This window comes from Micromonospora coerulea (genome assembly GCF_016598485.1).
In the GTDB taxonomy this organism is placed as follows: Bacteria; Actinomycetota; Actinomycetes; order Mycobacteriales; family Micromonosporaceae; genus Micromonospora; species Micromonospora coerulea.
Genome location: NZ_JAEMUW010000002.1, coordinates 24,848 through 46,252, shown reverse-complemented (window position 1 = coordinate 46,252; position 21,405 = coordinate 24,848). Strand labels below are relative to the sequence as shown.

Genomic DNA, 21,405 nt, shown 5'->3' with positions numbered 1-21,405 from the left:
GTCAGGCGGTGGCGGGCCGAGCACGGAGATGGCCGCGGGAAGATCCCGCGGCCATTCCGGATCAAGCTCGGGGCGTGCTCAGCGGTTGCGCAGCGGAGCGAGCGCGGTGCTCCAGGCCACGACCTGGTCGAGCGTGGCGGTGAGCGAGTCCTGCTGGAACTGGCTCGGCTTGAAGACGCTGAAGTTCTCGAAGTCGGTGAAGAGCGACAGCGCCACCTGAGAGCGCACGTCGGCCATCTGGAGCTCGCCGGCGATCAGGCGCAGGTGCTCCACGGCCCGGGTGCCGCCGGCGGAGCCGTAGCTGACGAACCCGACGGCCTTGTTGTTCCACTCCGCGTAGAGGAAGTCGATGGCGTTCTTGAGGGCACCCGAGGTGGAGTGGTTGTACTCGGGGGTGACCATCACGAACCCGTCGAACGACGCGATGGTGTTGGCCCAGCGCAGCGTGTGCGGCTGGGTGTACTGGCCCATCGCCGGCGGGTACGCCTCGTCGAGGTGCGGCAGCTGGTAGTCGAGCAGGTCGACGAGCTCGAACTGCGCGTCGGAGCGCTGCTTGGCCACCTCGAGGACCCAGCGGGCGACGGCTTCGCCGTTACGCCCCGGGCGGGTGCTCCCGAGGATGATCCCGATCCTGGTCATGGTTGGCGCCTTTCAGAAGACTTTGTCTGGCGACATGAACGCTAGCGAGTGATTGCTTGGTCAAGCAAATGCCGGCTCTATGGTTGCCCTCACACCTCAAGCGGGGATTGCTCGGTCAAGCAACTAGGATGGATGGCATGTCCGGCACCTCCGCAGAAGCCCTGCACCCCCTCACGCCCGACGAGGAGGAGCTGGTCCGATCCCTGGGTCAGGTGATGTACGTCCTGCCCCGGGCGATCGACGCCGACATGGTCGGCGACCGCCAGCTGCCCCTCACCGAATACACCGCCCTGAGGAACCTCTCCGAAGCGCCGGGCCGGCAGATGCGGATGAACGAACTCGCGGCGGCCTGCCAACTGTCACTGAGCGGAATGACCCGCACCATCAGCCGGCTGGAGACGCAGGGCCTGGTCGAGCGGGTCCGGAGCGAGGAGGACGCGCGCGGCTGGAACGCCGTCCTCACCGATGCCGGTTTCGCCCGCCTGCAAGAGTCCTGGCCGAGTCACCTGGCCGCCGTGCGGCGACGGTTCCTCGACCACTTCGAGGGCTTCGACCTCATCCAGTTGGCCCGCGCGTTCCAGCGGGTCGGGACGGTTGACTGAGTCGGGCGGCGGTCACTGGCCGCCGAGCAGCCGCTCGAACGACGTCGGGTCCTCGAAGGGGTCGGTGACGGTGGGCGGGTCACGCCGATCCACCTCGCGGGCCAGTTCGCCGGCCGCCCGGTCGATCCGACGCCCCAGCGAACTCTGGGCCGCGTCGCCGGCTCCCCAGTCCTCGGGCGCGGCGAACACCGCGGTGGGCACCACGACCGCGCGCAGGTAGCTGAAGAGCGGCCGCAGCGCATGTTCCAGCACCAGCGAGTGACGCCCCGTGCCGCCGGTGGCGGCGACCAGCACCGGCTTGTCGACCAGCGCGGTGTCGTCGAGGACGTCGACGAACATCTTGAAGATCCCGTTGTACGACCCGGAGAACGTCGGGGTCACCGCGACCAGCGCGTCGGAGCGCAGGACGATCTCCTGGACCCGCTCGAGCTCCTCCGACGGGTAACCAACCAGCAGGTTGTTGACCAGGTCGTGCGCGTGGTCGCGCAGTTCGATCAGTTCCACGTCGGCCTCGGCCCCGAGCCGTTCCAGCTCGCGGCGCACCGCGTCGGCCAACCGGTCGGCGAGCATCCGGGTCGACGAGGGCTGCCGCAAGCCGGCCGAGATGACGGCGATGGTGCGCTTCATCAGACCTCCTTCGCCGCGGCGGCCAGCGCCGCGGCCTTCAGCGAGGCGTGGGTCGGGGCGTCCGGGACGTGGGCGGGACGGCCCACCGCGAACTCCTTGCGCAGTACCTGAACGACCTCGCCCAACATCTCGATCTGCTCGAGCACGGTCTTCCGGGGGACCCCGATCCCGTCGACGTTGAAGAGCTGGCGCTGGTAGTCGCCGCCGGCGTACTCACGGAAGGCCAGGGTGCGGTCGATCACCTCCTGCGGGCTGCCGACGAGGAGCGCCGTCTGGTTCATCGTCTCCTCAAGGGACGGGCCGTGCCCGTAGGCCGCCGAATTGTCGAAGTACGTGCGGAACTCCCGGACGGCGTCCTGCGAGTTCCTCCGCATGAACACCTGCGCGCCCAGGCCCACGATCGCCTGGTCCGCCGGGCCGTGCCCGTAGTGCTCGAACCGCCGGCGGTAGAGCCCGACCATCCGCTGAACGTGCTTCTTGGGCCAGAGGAGGTTGTTGTGCAGGAACCCGTCGCCGTAGTACGCGGCCTGCTCGGCGATCTCCGGGCTGCGGATGGAGCCGTGCCAGACGAACGGCGGCACGCCGTCCAGCGGCCGAGGCGTCGAGGTGAACGACTGCAGCGGGGTGCGGAACTTGCCCTCCCAGTCGACCACGTCCTCGCGCCAGAGCCGGCGCAGCAGGTCGTAGTTCTCGATGGCGAGCGGGATGGCGTTGCGGATGTCCTGGCCGAACCAGGGGTAGACCGGGCCGGTGTTGCCGCGTCCCATGATCAGGTCGACGCGGCCGTCGGCCAGGTGCTGGAGCATGGCGTAGTCCTCGGCGATCTTCACCGGGTCGTTGGTGGTGATCAGCGTGGTCGAGGTGGACAGAATGATCTTGTCTGTCCGGGCCGCGATGTACCCGAGCATGGTGGTGGGCGAGGAGGGGATGAACGGCGGGTTGTGGTGCTCGCCGATGGCGAAGACGTCCAGCCCGACCTCCTCGGCCAGCTTCGCGTACTCCATCACGGCCTTGATCCGCTCGTGCTCGGACGGCATCCGCCCGGTCACCGGGTCGCGCGCCACGTCTCCCACGCCAAAGATTCCGAACTGCATCCAACTCACCTGCCTCGCTCCTACCGGTCGTACCTGACGCCTATCAGCAACCGGGGGAGAGTGGCAGAGATTCCTTGACTGAGCAAGTACCTACGTGGCCCGGGTCACGCATCTCGCCCGGGGAGCCCGACGGCGAAGCGCAAGCCGAGGCCCGGCCCCAGCGGGACCGGGCCCCAGGCTCAGCCTGTGCCCGCGGTAATGACTGCGCCAAACCTTCGGTTTTCTTGTGCGGCGTGGCGATTCAGCGGCCGAGCGCCCGGCAGTCATTCCAGATGCGTGCGCAGCGCCGCGAGGGGGCCGTCCCAGTCGCGGGCCAGGGCGGCGAGGAACTGCTGCGCCACCCGCATCGGGCCGGACTGCAGGTGATAGCGGATCCTGCGCCGTTCGCCGCGTTCGGCCGCCACGAGACCCGCGTCGGCAAGCAGCGCAAGGTGTTTGGCTATCCCCTGCCGCGTGATCGGCAGGGTGGCGGCCAGATCCGTCGCGGTGGCCGGTCCGCCCGCGGCCAGTGCCGCGAGAATGGCGCGTCGGTTCGGGTCGGCCAATGCCGTGAACACGGCCTCCGCGACCGCCTCCGACGCCTGGTCAGCCATGAAGATAGGCGACCAACTCGTCGAGCTCGGCCGCCCAGCCCCGGGTGTTGCTGTCGAACGCCTTGCGGTAGTCGTCCGGCTCGAGCTGGGCGAATCCGGTCTCCACGACGCTCACCGTGGTGCCGCCGTCGTCCGGCGTGAGGGTGAACTCCACGTAGGTGCGACGCGGGTCGTGGTCGGGCAGGCCGTTGATGCCCCAGGTGTAGCCGAAGACCGTCATCGGCTCGAGCCGCTCCACGCGCAGCTGCGCCGCGTCGCCGCTGTCCCAGGTCAGCTTCGCGGTGCCGCCGACGCGCAGGTCGATCTCCGCGCTGTCGCTGAACCAGGCGCCGAGCCCTTCGGCGGTCGTGATGGCGGCCCATACCCGCTCCACCGGCCGATCGACCCGCACCGTGCGCTCAATCCGATCTGGAAACCCCATCTCGTACCTCCCAAGTAGCAACTGACCAGTTGCCATAACGTATAGCAACTGACCGGTTGCGTCAACCCTGGCCGGGTGGTGGCGCGGGTGGCCACCGAGGGGTGGGGGCGCCGTGCCGTCACGGCGGGGTCGCGTCGATCCGCATCTTGTAGATCCAGACGGGGTACTCCACCGACTGCACCCCACCGGCCAGTCCGGGCGTCCGGTTGAGCTGGGTGGCGGGGATCCACAGCCAACCTGAACCGTCGAACCACAGCGCGTCGGCAAAGATCAGCCGCGGATCGGCGAGGAGGGTCTCCACCTGCCGATCGGGCGAGACGGTCAGGATCCGGCGCTGTTCCACGTCGCTGAGGTAGATGGTGCCGGCGGAGTCGATGGCGGTGCCGCCGGTGGTCGGAGTGTCGAGCCAGGTCTCGACCCGGTCCGCCAGCATGGCTGCGGGAACCGACGGGTCGTCCAGCCAGCGTGTCTCGATCCGGGCAAGTGGTCCGGAGCACGGTTGGAAGTAGAGGTGCCGCCCGTCGGGGGACACCTCGAGCTGGTCGGCGTGGATGCGCAGCTCTCCGCCGTCCTGGCCGCGCAGGACCTGCCCGTCCGCGTACATGGTGCGCTGGTCGACCGTGCTCGGGTGGTTGTCCAGCACCCGCCGGGCCTGGCCGCTGCCCAGGTCGAGCACGACGATCGCGGGCGCGCCGGCGTCGGTGACGTAGGCGGTCCGCCGATTGAAGCGCACATCGTCGAGGTAACTCAACTCCCGCAGCGCCGGACCGAGGTCGTAGCTGCGGGTGATCGCGTCGGTGGCCGGATCGACGACGATCAAGCGGCCGCCGCCGGTCACGGCGGGCAGTCCGACGCCGGGGGCCCCGGCATCGACGATCCAGATCCGCCCGTCGGGTCCGACCCGCAGCCCGTTCACGCAGACGAACGCCCCATCCGGGTCGTGGTCGCCGCGGACCCGGTTCCACCCGGCGTCCGGATACGGGACGAGCCGGCCGTCGGGCATGGCCTCCGCGACCTGGAGGCCCGGCCGGTCCACGGACGGGAAGGTGACGAACATCCGCCCGTCGGGCGTGGTGGTGACACCGGTCCAGACCGGTCGGCGGACAGCACCGGGATCAGGCGGGGATCCTCGTGCCGGGGTAGGACCGCCATGCGCGTACTCCCTCGCCTCGGCGCGGCCATCGCCGAGCTTTCCAGGTCGTTGGCATCGGGTGAGCGACGGCGGCTACCCGCTGGCCGGCGTCACAAACGGGTGCCCGTCACGGGGTGAGCAGCAGGGTGGCGACGGTGGCGGTGGTGGCCAGCGCGGCCAGGGCGGCGCTCGTGGCGACGAAGCGGCCCAGCGGCACCGCGACCCCGGCGGCCCGACAGCGCTCGTACCAGATCAGCGTGGCCAGCGACGCCCACGGCGTGGCGAGGGGACCGACGTTCGTGCCGATCAGCAGGGCGAAAAGCTGGGTGTGGTTGGCCGGGTCGATGACCGCCTCGCCGGCGACGTACGCGGGCAGGTTGTTGACCACGTTGGCGAAGAGCGCGCCGACCGCGCCGGCCCGCAGCGAGCCCTCGGTGCCCGGGTCGCCGCCGATGAGGGCGCCCATCACGTGGTCCAGGCCGTGTTCGCCGATGGTCTGCACCACCAGGAACAGCCCGGTGACGAAGACCAGCAGCCGCCACGGGATCAGCGCGGGGCGCAGGCTGTGCCGGGCCCGGAGGGCGAAGCCGGCGACCAGGATCGCAGCGGCCACCCCGGAGGCGAGCCCGATCTCCACGCCGGCCAGGATGCCGGCGACGAAGAGCAGGCAGGCGCCCAGCGCGGTGCGGTGGAGCACCCGGTCCGGCGGCACGTGCGCCGGCGGCGGGACGAACGGGTCGGCCCCGGCGCGGGCCGGCCGCCAGTACCACCACCAGAGCAGCAGCATGGTGATCACGATCGCGACCAGCTGCGGCCACCACATCCGGGCCGCCCAGGGCAGCGGGTCGAGTCCGATCCGGTTGCTGGCCAGGATGTTGGTCAGGTTGGACACCGGCAGCAGCAGGCTGGCGGTGTTGGCCAGCCAGACGGTGGTCATCGCCAGCGGCGTCGGCGGCACGCCGAGTTTGCGGGCCAGGGCGATCATCACCGGGGTGAGCAGCACCGCGGTGGTGTCCAGGTTGAGCGCGATGGTGGTGATCGACGCGAAGGCGACGCAGAGCCAGAACAGCGCCCGGTAGCTGCCCCGGGCGGCGATCGCCACCCGGGCGGCGAGGGCGTCGAAGACCCCGGCCACCGCGGTCAGCTCGGCCAGCACCACCACGGTGCCGAGGAAGATCAGGATCGGGATGATCCGGCGCACGGTGACCTCGGCCTCCGCCCGGGGCAGCAGTCCGGTGAGGACGCTGAGCACCCCGACGGCGGCGAGCCCGATGGCGATCCAGTCCAGGACGTGCAGCCGGCCCCAGCGGGATCGGTCCGGCGCGGCGGACGGTGGCTCGCCGACAGTCTCCACGAGGGATGATCCTCGCACAGGCCGGGCCCACGGGGCAGGGCCGACGCGGCTGCCCAGGGTGTCCACCGATTGACGATGAGTGGCCATAATGATCCTGTGGCTGTAGGCGTGCACCCCACCCGGTCCGACCGCCCGATCGACTTCTTCATCAGCTACTCGCCGGCCGACGAGCGCTGGGCGACCTGGCTGGCGTGGGAGTTCGAGGCCGCCGGCTACCGCACCCTGCTCCAGGCGTGGGACTTCGTCGCCGGCACCAACTTCATCGACTTCATGGACCGGGGCGTCCGCGAGGCGGCCGTGGTGGTGGCCGTCCTCTCCGAACGCTACCTGCACTCCACGTACGGCAAGCTGGAGTGGCAGGCGGCGCTGCGCGCCGACCCCGACGGCACGGGCAACAAGCTGGTCACCGTCCGGGTCGAGGACTGCCCGATCGACGGCCTGCTCGCCACCATCACCTACGTCGACCTGGTCGGCGTCACCGACGCGGCGCAGGCCCGCGGCCGGGTCCTCGACCGGATCCGGGAGGCGCTCGACGGCCGCGCCAAGCCGGTCCTGCAACCGACCTTTCCGCACCATCCGGCCGGGCCCGCCGGGGTGCTCGCCGCGCCGGCAGCGGGCCTGCCGGCGCCGCGTCGGTCGCGGCGTACGCCGATCAACCCACCGCCGTTCCCGCCGGCGGCGGCCGCGGTGCCCGACTCCCGCGCCACCCTGACCGTGCTCCAGGTCGCCGGCCCCCGCTTCGGTCGGGGCGTGATCGAGCCCGGCGCCCCGGTCACCCCCGGTGAGCTGCAGGAACACCTGATGGGTGACCTCACCCTGCTGATGAACGACGGGGTGCCCCGGCCGGACCTGCTGGTGGTGGCCGGCAACCTCACCGAGTCGGGCAGCCCGCGCGAGTTCTCCGACGCGCTGAGCTTCCTGACCGGGCTGCGGGTGCTGCTCGGCCTGGAGCCACACCGCCTGGTCGTGGTGCCCGGGCCGCGGGACGTGACCATGGCGGCCAGCCGCGCCTACTTCGCCACCTGCGAGGCCGACGACGTCGACCCGCAACCGCCGTACTGGCCGAAGTGGCGGCACTACGCCCGGCTCTTCGACGAGCTGTACCAGGGCCTCGAGGACCGGATCTTCGACAGCGAGCAGCCGTGGACGCTGTTCCCGGTGCCGGACCTGCGGGTCGTGGTGGCCGGGCTGAACTCCACGGTCGCGATCACCCACCGCGAGGAGGACCGGTACGGCTTCCTGGGCGAGGCGCAGTCCACCTGGTTCGCCCAGCGGCTGCGGCACTACCAGCAGTCCGGTTGGCTGCGGCTCGGCGCGATGGCGCACGCCCCGGGCCCGCGCACCCCGTACGCGGACGAGGTGGCCCTCACCGACGGGGTGACCCTGCGCGACCGCGGGTCGTTCAACCGGCTGGTCGGGCCGATGCTCAACCTCCTGCTCTCCGACGCCGCACCGACCCGGGCGCCGATCGACCCGGTGGTGCCGCTGTCCACCGCGTCCCGCGACGGCCGGGCGCAGGTGCTCCGGCTGGCCGCCGACGGGATGACCCGCTGGGTGCTCGGCCGCGACGACCGGCACGACGTGGGCGAGCCGACCGCGGTGAGCTGGCCCCGGACGGCGGCCACCTTCGGGGCGGCCGGCCCGGCGCAGGTTCCCGATCCCCGGCTGCCGGTCGCGGTGGAGGGGCCGACCCAGGGCGCCGGGGTGCCCGACGCGCCAGCCGTCGCCCCGGCCGTGGTCGCGCCGACGCCGCTGGAGCGGCTGCTGGACCGGCTGGCCGAGGTGTGCGAGGCGCGGTACGACCGGGTGCTGGTCCGCCGGGTGCCGGCCGACCCGCCGCACCTGTTCGTCACCTACCGCGCCGACGGGGTCGTCCGCCAGCAGCGGGTCGGCGCGCACGTCGGGACCCCGACCGCCGCCGACGTCGACGACTTCGCCCGGCGGGTGCACGCCACCGACCCGGACATCGGATCCGAGCTGGTCTACGACGGCGACCGGATCGCCCGGGGGCTGGCCGAGGCGGCGCAACGGCGCGGGGTGCGGGTGCTGCACCTGACCGAGTTCCAGGGCCTGCTGGACCTGCGCGAGTACGTGGCGGCGCAGACCGCCCGGCTTCAAGCCGACCGGCTCTACCCGCCCGGGCAGTACGTGCCGCAGCGCTACCGGCACCTGGTCGGCGCCGACCAGCGGGTCCGCGAGGACGTGGTCGACGAGCTGCTGGAGCTGATCTCCGCGCCGGACGGCCGGTTCGTGCTGGTGCTCGGCGACTTCGGGCGGGGCAAGACGTTCGCGCTGCGGGAGGTGGCGCGCCGGCTGCCCACCGCCGCGCCCGACCTGATCCCGATCCTGGTCGAGCTGCGCGCGCTGGACAAGGCGCACTCGGTGGACGGCCTGGTCGCCGCGCACCTGGCGAACCACGGCGAGCAGGTGATCGACCTCAAGGCGTTCCGCTACATGCTTCGGCAGGGGCGCATCGTGCTGCTCTTCGACGGCTTCGACGAGCTCGTGGCCCGGGTCACGTACGACCGGGCGGCGGACCATCTGGAGACGCTGCTCCAGGCCGCCGAGGGGAACGCCAAGATCGTGGTGAGCAGCCGGACCCAGCACTTCAAGACCAACTCGCAGGTGCTGACCGCCCTGGGGGAGCGGGTCGGGCTGCTCCCGCACCGCCGGGTGCTGGCCATCGAGGACTTCACCCCCGGCCAGATCGAGACCTTCCTGCGCCACCGCTACCACGGGGACGAGCGGGCCGCCCAGCAGCGGATGGAGCTGCTGGCCGGGGTGAAGGACCTGCTCGGCCTGTCCCGCAATCCCCGGATGCTGGGCTTCATCGCCAACCTGGACGACGGGCGGCTGACCGCGGTGGCCGGGGCCGGCGGCACGTTCAGCGCCGCCGCGCTCTACCGGGAGATCCTGGAGTCCTGGTTGGACTTCGAGGAGCGACGTACCCAGGGGGTGCCGGGCGCGCCGGTGACGCTGCGCCGGCCCGAGCTGTGGAGCGCGGTCAGCCGGCTCGCCTTCCAGCTCTGGGAGAGCGGCGAGTCGTACCTGCGGCTGGCCGAGCTGGCCGACGCCGCCGGCCAGCTCGCCGGGTTGGCGGAGTCGCGGCTGTCCGAGCCGCAGGCGATGCACGCGGTGGGCGCCGGCAGCCTGCTGGTGCGGACCGACGACGGGCTGTTCGGCTTCATCCACACCTCGGTGCTGGAGTGGCTGGTCGCGGAGGGGATCGCCGCCCAGCTCAACCGCGGGGAGGAGCCGTCCGCGCTGGCGGTGCGGCCGCTGTCCGCGCTGACCGTGGAGTTCCTCGGTGACCTCGCCGACCCCCGGCGGTGCACCGAGTGGACGGCCCGGGTGCTCGGTGACGAGGACGCCGGCGAGACGGTCCGGGCCAACGCGCTGCGGCTCAGCGCCCGGCTCCGCCTGCCGGATCGGGCCGACCTGCGGGGCGCCTCGCTGCGCGGCGAGGACCTGTCCCACCGGGAGCTTGCCGGGGCGGACCTGACCGGGGCGGACCTCAGCGAAACCCGCCTGGTGGCGACCAACCTGTCGCAGGCCCGGCTGGAGCGGGCCCGGCTGCGCGGCGCCCGCCTCGACCAGACCCGGCTGACCGGGGCCGACCTGCGCGGCGCCGAACTGGCCGGGGCCCGGCTGTTCCGCGCCGACCTGCGGGGCGCGCTGATCACCGGAAGCAGCTGGCGTCGGGCGGCGCTGATCGATGTGGCCGCCGACGCGGCCGTGCTGCGGGCACCGGAGCTGCGCGGCGCGGTGCTGGCGCCGGGCCGGCCGGTGGTGCCCGGTCTCGCCCCGCCGGCGGTCGGCGTCTCCTACGGCTTCGAGGTGGGACGGCTGCCGGTCCCGCTGGCGTACAGCCCGGACGGCACGGTGCTCGCGGTGGGCAGCGACGACGGTGGCGTGCTGATCTGCGACACGGTCACCGGCCTGCCGGTCCGTACCCTGCAGGGGCACCGCGGGCGGGTCTACGCGGTCCGCTTCGACGCCGCCTCGCACCAGCTGGTCACCGGCGCGGCGGACCTCACCGTACGGCTGTGGGACGCCGACCACGGCGACGTGCGGCACGTCATCGAGGACGTCTTCGCCGGCTGGGTGTGGCCGCTGCTCACCGACGGGGCCCGGGGCCGGCTGGTGGTCGGCGACGCGGCCGGCGTGGTCCGGCTCTACGACACCCGCAGTGCCCGGCTGCGCCACGAGTGGCCCGGGCACGCCGCGCCGATCTGGGGCACCTCGTTCAGCCCCGACGGCCGGCGGGTCGTGGTGGTGGACAGCGCCGGGGTGGTCCGCGGCTGGGACGTCTCCTCCGGGGCGTTGGCGTTCGCCGTCCGCGAGCCGGAGGTGGTCTACCGCGTGGTGCACACCCCGGACGGCCGGGCGCTGGTCGCCGTCGGCCAGCACGGCCGGGTGTGGGTGCGCCGGGCCGTCGACGGGGAGGTGCTGCGCCAGCCGCGCGGCCACGAGGCCGACGTGTACGCCTTGGACGTGCACCCGGACGGCCAGTTGATGGCCACCGGGGACACCCACGGCGCGTTGCGGCTGTGGGAGGTGGACAGCGGCCGGCCGGTCCGCGTCCTAGGCCGCCAGCGCGGCGCGATCTACAGCGTCCGGTTCAACGGCGACGGCTCGCTGCTGGCCTCCTCGGCCAGCGACGGCGCCATCCAGCTCTGGGACACCGCCGACGGGCAGCCGCGACACGAGCTGACCCGGCACCGCGGCTCGGTCTGGCCGGTGGCCTGGCGGCCCGACCAGCAGCAGGTGGCGACCAGCAGCAACGACGGCACCACCCGGCTCTGGGACGTGCGCACCGGGCAGTGTCAGCACACCCTGCGCGGGCACGGCCGGCGGGTCACCGCGCTGTCGTTCCGCGACGACGGCCAGATGCTGGCCACCTGCGGCAACGACGGGGTGGTCCGGCTCTGGGAGCCGCGCACCGGCCGGCTGGTGCGGCAGCTCAGCAGCCCGGCGGACCGGCTGCTCTCGGCGGTGTTCTGCCCCGGTGAGCCGCTGGTCGCGGCGCCCAGCGGGGACGGCGGGGTGCACCTGTGGAACACCGACACCGGCGCGGACGAGCGGGAGCTCAACGTGGACACCGACCATGTCTGGGCGGCCGCGTTCAGCCCGGACGGCGACGCCCTGGCCACCGCGAACGACGACGACACGGTCCGGCTGTGGTACCGGCGGACGGGCCGGCACTTCGCCACCCTCACCCCGCACCGGGGCCGGGTCCGGGCGGTGGCGTTCAGCCCGGACGGGGAGACCATCGCGACCGGCTGCGACGACCAGCTCGTCCGGCTCTGGGACGCCGCCACCGCGACCTGCCGCACCACCCTGGAGCAGCACACCGACCGGGTGTACGCGGTGACCTTCAACGCCGACGGGACGCTGCTCGCCAGCGCCAGCAACGACGGCACGGCGGTGGTCTGGGACGCGCTGACCGGGGAGCGGCGCACGGTGCTCACCGAGCACACCGGCCGGCTCTGGGGCTGCGCGTTCAGCCCCAACGGCAGCCTGCTGGCCACCGCGGGCGATGACCTGACCATCCGGCTGTGGGACCCGGGCACCGGCCGGCTGCACGGCACCCTGGCCGCGCACACCCGGCGGGTCTGGGCGGTGGCGTTCAGCCCGGACAGCAGCCTGCTGGCCAGCGCGGGTGACGACGGCACGGTGCGGCTCTGGGACGTCGCCGACCCGGAGCACGCGCAGCTGCGAACCACCCTGATCGGGCTGCCGGACGGCTGGGCGGCGGTCAGCCCGGACGGCCGGTACAAGCTGGACGGTGACCCGGGCGGCCAGTTCTGGCACGTCATCGGAACCTGCCGGTTCGAGGTGGGAGAGCTGGACCCGTACCTGACCCAGGTGCGGCGGCTGGCGGTGGACGCCCCGTTCTGACGGCGTTCCATACGGCGGCTGGGACCGCGACGTGTTGCAGGGTGACGTCGCCGCGAACGGGCCGAACAACGGCGGGGGCCCGGCTCCCATGAGGGGCCGGGCCCCGCCCTGTCCGGCGTCAGGTGACGCGCCGGCGCGGTGCTCCGGTCACCGTCGCCACTTCTGGTTCGCGCCGCCCGTGCAGTCCCAGATCTGCAGGGGGGTGCCGTCGGCGGAGCTGACTCCGGTGGCGTCCAGGCACCTGTTGGACTGCGGGTTCACGATGTCGCCGGCCGAGCTGAACACCCAGCGCTGGGCGCCGGTGCCGTTGCAGTCGTAGAGCTGCACCCGGGTGCCGTTGGCGGTCGATCCGCCGGTGACGTCGAGGCACTTGCCGAGGGCGCGTACCGAGCCGTCGGCGTTCCAGGTCCAGCGCTGGGCGGCGGTGCCGTTGCAGGTCCAGAGCTGGATCGGCGTGCCGTTGGCGGTGTTGGCGCCGGCGACGTCCACGCACTTGTTCCCGTACCCGACGATCGGCCCGCCGGTCCCGCTGCCGCTGTCCCAGGCCTGGACCCGTACGTAGTCGACGACCATCTGCTGCGGGAAGGCGGTGCTGCCGTCCGGCGAGCCGGGCCAGTTGCCGCCGACCGCCACATTCATGATCATGAAGAACGGGTGATCGAAGACCCACCGGTTGCTGCCCGCGTCGGCCGGGGTCTTCCGGGAGTACGCCACGCCGTCGAGGTACCAGGTGATGGAGTCGGGCGCCCAGTCGACGGTGTAGGTGTGGAAGGCGTCGGCCAGCGCCTGGCCACCGGGCAGCGAGGTGGCCCCGCCCAGTCCGTTGGCCCCGGAGTAGCCCGGCCCGTGCAGGGTGCCGTGCACGGTGGACGGTTCGTAGCCGACGTTCTCCATGATGTCGATCTCGCCGTTGCTGGGCCACGGGTTGGTGGCGATGTCGCTGCCCAGCATCCAGAACGCGGGCCAGAGCCCCTGCCCGCGGGGGATCTTGATCCGCGCCTCGAACCTTCCGTACGCCTGGCTGAACGTGCCGGCGGTGAGCAGCCGGGCCGAGGTGTACTGGCAGCTGCCGTACCAGCAGCCGTAGCCGCCCGGGTTCTCCCGGCGGGCGGTGATCACCAGGTTGCCGTTGCCGTCGAGGGCGGCGTTGCGGGTGCTCGACGTGTAGTACTGCAGCTCGTTGTTGCCCCAGCCGCCACCGCCGATGTCGTAGCGCCACTTGTTGGCGTCCGGTGGCGCGCCGGCCGCGCCGGTGAAGTCGTCGGACCAGGTCACGGCGCCGGGACCGGCCACGGCGGGGGTGCTCGTGGTGGCGGCCAGGGCGACCGTCAGGCCCACGCTGGCCAAGGCCACAGCGGCGATGGTGCGGATGCGACGCATGGGTGCCTCCCTTGGGTTGCGGTCGTCCCCGCTCGGCGCTGCGCGCTCCCGACGAACGGTAAACAAACCATAAAGATAAGCTTCAATGAAGCTATGAACGAAGCCGGGAGCTGTCAAGACAGCGCTTTCCCGGGATCCTTCGACCTGGTTCCGGAACAGGCGCGAAATATTGACGTCACACGATCCACTTCGGAAGGATGCGGGACGGGACGTGGGCCGCCCCGGGCCGACGGGGACACCGGTGACCGGTCCCGTGAGGAGGCACGAGATGAGACCGCACCGGTACGCCGTCCTCGTCGGGGCCAGCGCCCTGGCCGCGTCCCTGCTACCGGCCCCACCCGCGGCGGCGGCGGACGGTCAGACCGTCACCGTCACCGCCGGCCGGCTCGTCCGTTCGGCGGCGGAGGGCACCCGGGTCCCGGTGGACCTCGTGGTGTCCACCTCCGACGGTCGGCCGTTGGCCGCCGCGAGCACCGTGCGCTACGCGACCGGCAGCGGCACCGCGACACCCGACCTCGACTACGCCGCCGCGTCCGGCACGCTCACCTTCCCCGCCGGCAGTCCGTCGGGCGCCGCCCGGTCGTTCGCCGTCACGGTGCACCGGGACCGGGCGGCCGAGACCGCCGAGACGGTCCCGGTCGCGCTGAGCTCCGACTCCGCCGGGACCACCGTCGGGGCGGGACCGACCGTCGTGATCGACGCGCACGGCCTGCCGTACCTCGATCCCCGGTTGCCGGTGAAGCGGCGCGTCGACGACCTGCTGGGCCGGATGACGCTGCCCGAGAAGATCGGCCAGATGACCCAGGCGGAGCGGGCGGCCGTCAGCGACGACCCCACCGCGGTCGCCCGCTGGCAGCTCGGCTCGGTCCTCTCCGGTGGCGGCTCGACGCCGGTCAGCAACACCCCGGCCGCCTGGGTCGAGATGGTCAACGGGTTCCAGGCGCAGGCGCTGGGCACCCGGTTGCAAATCCCGCTGATCTACGGCATCGACGCCGTGCACGGCCACGGCAACGTCTACGGCGCCACCGTCTTCCCGCACAACGTCGGCCTCGGCGCCACCCGCGACCCGGCACTGGTGGAGCGGGTGGGGCACGCCACCGCGACCGAGGTGCGCGCCACCGGCATCCCGTGGAACTTCGCGCCGTGCCTGTGCGTCTCCCGCGACGAGCGGTGGGGCCGCAGCTACGAGAGCTTCGGTGAGGACCCCGCGCTGGTCGTGTCGATGGAGACCGTCATCGAGGGGCTCCAGGGTCGCCGGCCCGGGCAGCTCGACGACGCCGACCGGGTGCTGGCGACCGCCAAGCACTACGCCGGTGACGGCGACGCCGACTACGACGAGGCCACCGCCGCCGCGAACGAGGGCAAGCCGTGGTGGGAGCAGAAGTACCCGATCGACCAGGGCGTCACCGTCACCGACCGCGAGCACTTCACCCGGATCGACCTCGCCCCCTACCTGCCAGCGGTGCGGGCCCACCGGGTCGGCAGCGTCATGCCCTCCTTCTCCAGCGTGGACTGGACCGAGGACGGGCTGGGCAATCCGACCAAGATGCACGCCCACCGCGAGCTGATCACCGACGTGCTCAAGGGCCGGATGGGCTTCGACGGCTTCCTGATCTCCGACTGGGAGGGCATCCACCAGATCCCCGACCCCGCCGAGCCGACCAACGGCGGGCTGACCGGCTACAAGGTGCGGGTCGGCGTCAACGCCGGCACCGACATGTTCATGGAGCCGTACAGTGCCGAGCAGTTCGAGCAGCTGTTGCTGGCCGAGGTGACCGCCGGCCGGGTCAGCCCGGCGCGCATCGACGACGCGGTCCGCCGGATCCTGCGCAAGAAGTTCGAACTCGGGCTCTTCGAGCACCCGTACGCCTCGGCGGCCCACGTCGACCAGGTCGGTAGCGCGGGGAACCGGGCCATCGGCCGGGAGGCGGTGGCGAAGTCGCAGGTGCTGCTCAAGAACAGCGGGCGGGCGCTGCCGTTGCGACCGGACGCCTCGGTCTACGTCGCCGGCCGCAACGCCGACGACCTCGGCAACCAGGCCGGCGGCTGGACGATCACCTGGCAGGGCCTTTCCGGCGACGCCATCCCCGGCACCTCCATCCTGGACGGCATCCGGGAGGTCGCGCCGGACGCGCGGGTCACCTACAGCGCGGACGCCTCGGCGCCCACGGGCGGCGCCGAGGTGGGCGTCGTCGTGGTCGGCGAGACTCCGTACGCGGAGGGCTACGGCGACGTGGGCGGTCCGGAGTGCGGCTGGTGCTCGGTGCCGCAGCAGGAGGAGAAGTCGCTGAGCCTCCAGCCCGGTGACCGGGGGGTCATCGACAAGGTCTGCGCCGAGATCCCCACCTGCGTGGTCCTGGTGGTCTCCGGCCGGCCGCAGGTCCTCACCGACCAGCTTGGCGGGATCGACGCGCTGGTGGCGTCCTGGCTGCCAGGAAGTGAGGGCGCGGGCGTGGCCGACGTCCTGTTCGGCCGGCGTCCCTTCACCGGCCGCCTGCCGGTCACCTGGCCGCGCACCGAGGCGCAGGTGCCGATCAACGTGGGTGACGCCGACTACCGGCCGCTGTACCCGTTCGGCTGGGGCTTGCGCACCGACCCGGTGCGGTCCCGGCTGGCCGCGGTCGCCGGCGACCGGCCGCAGGTACGGGCGGCGCTGGCGGCGGCCGACTGGACCGCCGACGGCTCGCTGGGCAACGCGCCCGTGGTGCTGCCGCTGCTCGGCCGCCAACTCGGCGCGGGGCACCGGGACAGCGCGCTCGTCGACGCGATCCTCGGGGTGGCCCGGGACGCCGCCCAGGCGGCGGTCGTGCGGGGCACCGCGCCGGCGGACTGGGCGAGGCTGCTCGCCGACGCCGACCACGCGCAGCTCAGCGGCGATCCGGTCCGGGCGTTCACCCTGCTCGCCCGCGTCACCGGCTGAGGGACACCGGGGCCCGGCTGCCACGGGGGAGCCGGGCCCCGGTGTGGATCAGGTGGGGGGACGGGCGCCGGCCGGGGCTTCACATGCCCCGGCCGGCCCATGCCACCGCGCGCCGCTCCCGTCAGGGCGTGGTGCGCACCTTGAAGCCGTAGTCCTTGCCCTCCAGGTCGAGGGTCTGCCGCTGCACGTGGGCGAGGATCACGCTGATCGGCGAGTAGTTGCTCCACTCGGTGCCGGCCGGGCTGGTCGGGCAGGGCCCGTTGCCGTCGGTGCCGCCGTGCAGGATGCCGTACGCCCTGCCGTCGATCTCGCTGAACAGCGGGCCGCCGCTGTCACCGGGGCGGGTGCAGAGGTTGGTGACCAGGCCGCCGTCCTTCGCGCTGACCGTGCCGCAGCGGGTGCCCGGCAGGTAGCCGACGTTGGTGCTGTAGCCGGAGTCGGCCGAGTCGTCACCGGAGCCGGTGCCGCACACCACCCAGCCGACCTTGACCTGGTCGAGGGCGTAGTAGCCCTTGATCGCATACGAGCCGGTGACGCAGCCCTGCCAGGTCGAGGAGGCCGACTGGCACCAGGAGACCACCTGGTTGCGGGCGTACGAGCCACCCCAGTACGTGTACCAGTTCTTCGTCGATGTGGTCCGGTACGGCTGGATCGAGTAGTCCGCCGGGTAGGTACTGCACCCGTCGCAGGTCGGCCCGTTCTCGAAGTTGAGCACCTCGGTGCCGACCGGGGTGGTGCGGTCGGTGGAGTACGAGTAGTTGATGCCGAGCTTGTCGGTGCCGGTCATGCAGTGGCCCGCGGTCATCACGTAGTTCCAGCCGCGGCTGTCGACCATGTTGAAGCCGTTGGTGCACTGCCCCCACCAGGGGTTGAGGCTGACCGGGCTGGTCGAGGCCTGGGTGCGCTGCACGGTCAGCCGCATGCCGCCGCGCATCGGCGGCGCGCAGTCGCGCGGGTCGCAGCCGGCGGCCACCGGGGTGTCCCGGGTCAGTGCGCCGGACCGCTCCTTGCCGGCGACGAGCTGCCGCAGCACCGCGCGGTCGGCGTGCCGGGCCACCGCCGCGGTCAGCCGCGTGTCGGCGGCGCCGACGAGCCGCCGTTCGGCGTCCTGCCGGGCGGCCAGGCCCGTGGCCCGGGCGCCCGCGGTGGCGGCGCCGGCCCGCTGGTAGACCGCCACCCGGTTGGCCCGGGCGTCGATGACCACGGTGGCCGGCGCGACGTTGGTGTCGGTGGCGAGCTCCGCACTGAGCGCGTCCCGGGTGGCGCTGAGCTGCCGCAGCGACAGCCCGACCTTGACGGTGCGCAGGTGTGCCTGGTCGGGCGCCGAGCGCAGCGCGGAGCGGACCCGCTCCGGGCGGGTCGCGGCGAGCACCAGCACGCCGCCGGCCTCCTGGTCGAGCCACATGCCGGCGTAGTCGTCCGGGTAGCCGGCGGACAGCGCGGCGTCGAGTTCGGCGCTGGTGCGCTGCAACTCCAGCCGGCGCAGCGCCTCCCGCTCGCTGATGCCGTACGCCGCCCGCAGGTAGGCGACCGAGCCGCGCGCCTGCTCGACGGTGAGCGGGGCGGGGCGGGACACCGCCACCGGGCTCTGCGCGGCGGCGGGCGGGGCGCCCACGGTGGTGGCGGTGAGGATGGCCGCGGCGGCGATGGCCAGCGACCGGAGTCGTGCCGAGGCGACGACGGATTTCATGCATATTCTCCCGGGTCGGTACGGGTGTCCGCAGCCGACGTTAGCGAGAATCGACGCGCGGCGTTGCCCCGTGCCACCGGCCCGGCCGGTCCCTCAGCGGGTCGGCCGGCGCGCCCCCTTGAGCCGGCGGCCCAGCTCGCGGGCGATCTCCCGGTTGGCGTCCCGCTCGGCCAGCGCCTGCCGCTTGTCGTACGACTTCTTGCCCCGGGCCAGGCCCAGCTCGACCTTGGCCCAGCCGCCCGCGAAGTACATCGACAGCGGCACCAGGGTCAGCCCGCCGCCACCCTCGCGTAGCTTGTCCAGGATCCGGGCGATCTCCACCCGGTGCAGCAGCAGTTTGCGGGTGCGCCGGGGCTGGTGGTTGGTCCAGGTGCCGAAGCCGTACTCGGCGATGTGCAGGCCGTACAGCATGATCTCGCCGTCGCGCTCCTGGGCGAACGCGTCGACCAGCGACACCCGCCCCTCGCGCAGCGACTTGACTTCGGTGCCGGCCAGCACGATCCCCGCCTCGTAGGTCTTGAGGATGGTGTAGTCGTGCCGGGCCTTCTTGTTCGAGGCGACGAGCTTGCGCTCGGTGTCCCTGGACACGCGCTCCACCTCCGCCTCGCCGACCGGAGCAGGATACCGGTCGGCGCCGGCGCCGACGGGGCGGTCACCCAGGGTCAGCGGTCGCCGGACCAGATTTGCGGAGGCTGGTGGTGGTTGGTCGCGGCCGGCCGCGCCCCCGACGGCTCAGCTCAGCGAGGGACGCAGGGGGAGCGGTGACGGCCGGCTGGCGGGCTCGGCGGTGGCCAATGCGCGCGCCCAGCCCGTGGTGATCGACGCCAGCGCGGCGATGTACGTGGCCATCACCAGCAGGTCGTGCCTGGGCACTGCGACGCCGGCCGCGCCCAGCCCGATCAGCAGGTCCGAGCCGAGGAAGAGCGCCCCGCCGACTGCCGTCCGCCGGGACACCCCGGTCGCCGCCGCGGCCATCAGGGACAGGGCCAGGCTGTAGCCGAGCACGGGCAGCCGCAGCGCCCCCAACCTGCCCCACAACAGCGCGTTGGCGACCGCCCAGAGCGCCAGGTACGCCACCACGGCGGCGACCGGCGGCCGGCGGTGCCGGAGGAACGCGGTCAGGAAGGCGAGCTGGGTGACCAGGAAACAGCCCATCCCGACCAGGAACGCTGTCCGCCCGGGCACCAGCAGCGCCACGTCCCCGGCGGCGGCGAAGACCAACCCGACCGCCACCGGGTCGACCCGCCGCCGCGCGCTGAGCAGGTAGCCCAGCAGCAGCGGCGCGAGCAGCGGCTTGGCCACCCACTGCACCTCGGTCAGGTCGGCCGCGACGCCGATCAGCTCGACGGCGGCGACGCCGCCGAACAGTCCCAGCCAGCGCCGGCTCACCGGGCCGGCTGCCAGCCGGGCCGGCCGAACACGTAGCCGAGCCGGTGCCGCCAGGAGCTGGCCGCCCGGGCGTCGGCCCAGATCGAGGCGTACTCGTGGGTGGCCACCCGCAGCGGGTTGTAGGTGCCGATGTTCTTGGTCAGCCCGTACCGGACGGTGGCGCGTTCCGGCTCGAAGGTGCGGAAGAGCCGGTCCCAGATGATCAGGATGCCGCCGTAGTTGCGGTCCAGGTACTCGGTGTTGGAGCCGTGGTGGACCCGGTGGTGCGACGGGGTGTTAAGGACCCACTCGATCGGCCGGGGCAGCACGTTGACCCGCTCGGTGTGCAGGAAGAACTGGTAGAGCAGGCTGATCGACTGCTGGAGGAAGATCATCCACGGCGGGATGCCGAGCAGGGCGAGGGGCAGCCAGAACGGCAGCGAGGTCATCGGCGTCCAGCTCTGTCGCAGCGCGGTGGACAGGTTGTAGAAGACGCTGGAGTGGTGCACCACGTGGCTGGCCCAGAGCACCCGGACCTCGTGGTGCAGCCGGTGGAACCAGTAGTAGGCCAGGTCGTCGGCGAAGAACAGCAGCACCCAGGTCCACCAGTGACCGGGGGAGAGGTGGATCGGCGCGATCGTCGACAGGGCGGCGTACAGGCCGACGGTGGCCAGCTTCCAGGGGAAACCGATGATCTGGCTGCCGAGGCCCATGGAGAGGCTGGTGGTGGTGTCGCGCAGCTCGTAGCCGCGTTCGTCGTCGTCCGGCGCGAACCGGTAGGAGAGGGCCTCGACGATGATGAGCAGCAGGAACGCCGGGACGGCGTAGAGCACGGCGGAAATCATGCTCGGGCTTCCCTTCCGGACGGGGTGGTGGTGGGGGTGGTTACCGGGGCGGTCAGCAGGGCCCGTGCGTGCCGGGCCGCGGCCGTACCCTGGCCGGCGGCGATGGCCGCGGCGAGCCGGCGGTGCCCCGCGACGTCGAGCAGCTCGGCGGCCCGGCTGTCGGGTGGCACGTCGCCCACGGCGAGCGTCCCGGCCACCAGGCTGTTGAAGGACAGCAGGTAGGCGGTGTTGCCGGAGCCGCGGACGATCAGCCGCCACATGGCGATGTTGGCCTCGGCCATCCGTGGCAGGTCGGGCGCGAGCGCCGCGTACTCCTCGGCGGCCCGGACCACCGCGGCCGTGAGCGCCGGGTCGCCGCGCTCGGCGCAGAGCCGGGCCGCGTCGATGCCGACGCAGGCCCGCATCTCCAGCATGTCGCGGACGAGCGTCGCCACCGGCAGTACGTCGCCCGACTGGGTCAGCGACAGCACCAGGTCCAGCCCGGCGTGCACCCGCCAGTCCAGCACCCGGGTGGCGCCGCCCTGGCTGACCCGGACCAGCCCGAGCTGCTGAAGCCGGCGCAGCGCCTCCCGGACGGCGTGCCGGTTGACCGCGAACGCGCCGGCCAGCTCGCGCTCGCCGGGCAGCGTCTCGTCCGGCTGGTAGCGGCCGCTGACGATGGCGTCGCGGAGCTGGCCGAAGACGTGGTCGGAGACCGAGGCGCGCGGGACGGGGGCGAAGGCCATGCGCAGCAGTGTGGCCCCGGACACATCAACCCGTCAACTGGTTGGACCAGTCGCATTGCCGCCACCCTCTGCTGCCCGGGCGCCCACGCCTCGTATCCTGTCCGGCGGAAACCC

The 21,405-nt window shown here is 72.8% G+C and carries 16 protein-coding genes; 3 read left to right on the top strand and 13 right to left on the bottom strand.

Annotated elements, in window-relative coordinates; translation table 11 throughout:
- Positions 1-78 precede the first annotated feature (78 nt).
- Positions 79-639: an NADPH-dependent FMN reductase gene (locus I8N68_RS02530; protein WP_200207123.1), complete on the bottom strand. Its 561-nt coding sequence runs from the start codon at positions 637-639 to the stop codon at positions 79-81.
- A gap of 137 nt (positions 640-776) precedes the next feature.
- On the opposite strand from I8N68_RS02530, the gene I8N68_RS02525 reads away from it, so the two are divergent.
- Positions 777-1,241: a MarR family winged helix-turn-helix transcriptional regulator gene (locus tag I8N68_RS02525; RefSeq protein ID WP_200207122.1), complete on the top strand. Its 465-nt coding sequence runs from the start codon at positions 777-779 to the stop codon at positions 1,239-1,241.
- A 12-nt stretch (positions 1,242-1,253) separates the two neighbouring features.
- Here the strand turns inward: I8N68_RS02525 and I8N68_RS02520 are convergent, their stop codons facing one another.
- The 6 genes from I8N68_RS02520 to I8N68_RS02495 form a co-directional block, all read right to left on the bottom strand.
- The gene (locus I8N68_RS02520) at positions 1,254-1,868 is read right to left on the bottom strand and encodes an FMN reductase (protein WP_307812517.1); all 615 of its coding nucleotides are present in this window, start codon (positions 1,866-1,868) and stop codon (positions 1,254-1,256) included.
- On the bottom strand, positions 1,868-2,962 hold the full coding sequence (locus I8N68_RS02515) for an LLM class flavin-dependent oxidoreductase (protein ID WP_200207121.1): 1,095 nt from the start codon (positions 2,960-2,962) through the stop codon (positions 1,868-1,870). The genes I8N68_RS02520 and I8N68_RS02515 overlap by 1 nt, the downstream gene beginning before the upstream one ends.
- 263 nt (positions 2,963-3,225) lie before the next feature.
- Positions 3,226-3,555, bottom strand: coding sequence for an ArsR/SmtB family transcription factor (locus tag I8N68_RS02510; RefSeq protein WP_200207120.1), 330 nt, complete (start codon positions 3,553-3,555; stop codon positions 3,226-3,228).
- The gene (locus I8N68_RS02505) at positions 3,548-3,976 is read right to left on the bottom strand and encodes an SRPBCC domain-containing protein (RefSeq protein WP_200207118.1); all 429 of its coding nucleotides are present in this window, start codon (positions 3,974-3,976) and stop codon (positions 3,548-3,550) included. Before I8N68_RS02505 ends, I8N68_RS02510 begins: the two co-directional genes overlap by 8 nt.
- Positions 3,977-4,094: 118 nt before the next feature.
- On the bottom strand, positions 4,095-5,012 hold the full coding sequence (locus I8N68_RS02500; RefSeq protein WP_200207110.1) for an SMP-30/gluconolactonase/LRE family protein: 918 nt from the start codon (positions 5,010-5,012) through the stop codon (positions 4,095-4,097).
- 223 nt (positions 5,013-5,235) lie between these two features.
- Positions 5,236-6,462 carry an ArsB/NhaD family transporter gene (locus tag I8N68_RS02495; RefSeq protein WP_200207109.1) on the bottom strand — a complete coding sequence of 409 codons (1,227 nt, stop codon included), beginning with the start codon at positions 6,460-6,462 and terminating at the stop codon, positions 5,236-5,238.
- A gap of 96 nt (positions 6,463-6,558) precedes the next feature.
- Between I8N68_RS02495 and I8N68_RS02490 the strand changes: the two genes are divergently transcribed.
- Positions 6,559-12,363 carry a WD40 domain-containing protein gene (locus I8N68_RS02490; protein WP_200207106.1) on the top strand — a complete coding sequence of 1,935 codons (5,805 nt, stop codon included), beginning with the start codon at positions 6,559-6,561 and terminating at the stop codon, positions 12,361-12,363.
- A 147-nt stretch (positions 12,364-12,510) separates the two neighbouring features.
- On the opposite strand, the gene I8N68_RS02485 is transcribed toward I8N68_RS02490, so the two are convergent.
- Positions 12,511-13,743: a glycoside hydrolase family 16 protein gene (locus tag I8N68_RS02485; RefSeq protein ID WP_200207099.1), complete on the bottom strand. Its 1,233-nt coding sequence runs from the start codon at positions 13,741-13,743 to the stop codon at positions 12,511-12,513.
- A 268-nt stretch (positions 13,744-14,011) separates the two neighbouring features.
- On the opposite strand from I8N68_RS02485, the gene I8N68_RS02480 reads away from it, so the two are divergent.
- The gene (locus I8N68_RS02480) at positions 14,012-16,663 is read left to right on the top strand and encodes a glycoside hydrolase family 3 N-terminal domain-containing protein (RefSeq protein ID WP_200207096.1); all 2,652 of its coding nucleotides are present in this window, start codon (positions 14,012-14,014) and stop codon (positions 16,661-16,663) included.
- A gap of 121 nt (positions 16,664-16,784) precedes the next feature.
- On the opposite strand, the gene I8N68_RS02475 is transcribed toward I8N68_RS02480, so the two are convergent.
- The 5 genes from I8N68_RS02475 to I8N68_RS02455 form a co-directional block, all read right to left on the bottom strand.
- Entirely contained in the window at positions 16,785-18,353 is a 1,569-nt protein-coding gene (locus tag I8N68_RS02475; protein WP_200207086.1) for a chymotrypsin family serine protease, read from the bottom strand.
- 93 nt (positions 18,354-18,446) lie between these two features.
- On the bottom strand, positions 18,447-18,941 hold the full coding sequence (gene smpB, locus I8N68_RS02470; RefSeq protein ID WP_200207084.1) for an SsrA-binding protein SmpB: 495 nt from the start codon (positions 18,939-18,941) through the stop codon (positions 18,447-18,449).
- A gap of 144 nt (positions 18,942-19,085) precedes the next feature.
- Positions 19,086-19,742, bottom strand: coding sequence for a lysoplasmalogenase (locus I8N68_RS02465; protein ID WP_200207076.1), 657 nt, complete (start codon positions 19,740-19,742; stop codon positions 19,086-19,088).
- Positions 19,739-20,566, bottom strand: coding sequence for a sterol desaturase family protein (locus tag I8N68_RS02460; RefSeq protein ID WP_200207074.1), 828 nt, complete (start codon positions 20,564-20,566; stop codon positions 19,739-19,741). The genes I8N68_RS02465 and I8N68_RS02460 overlap by 4 nt, the downstream gene beginning before the upstream one ends.
- Entirely contained in the window at positions 20,563-21,291 is a 729-nt protein-coding gene (locus I8N68_RS02455) for a FadR/GntR family transcriptional regulator (RefSeq protein WP_200207070.1), read from the bottom strand. Before I8N68_RS02455 ends, I8N68_RS02460 begins: the two co-directional genes overlap by 4 nt.
- Positions 21,292-21,405: the final 114 nt, after the last annotated feature.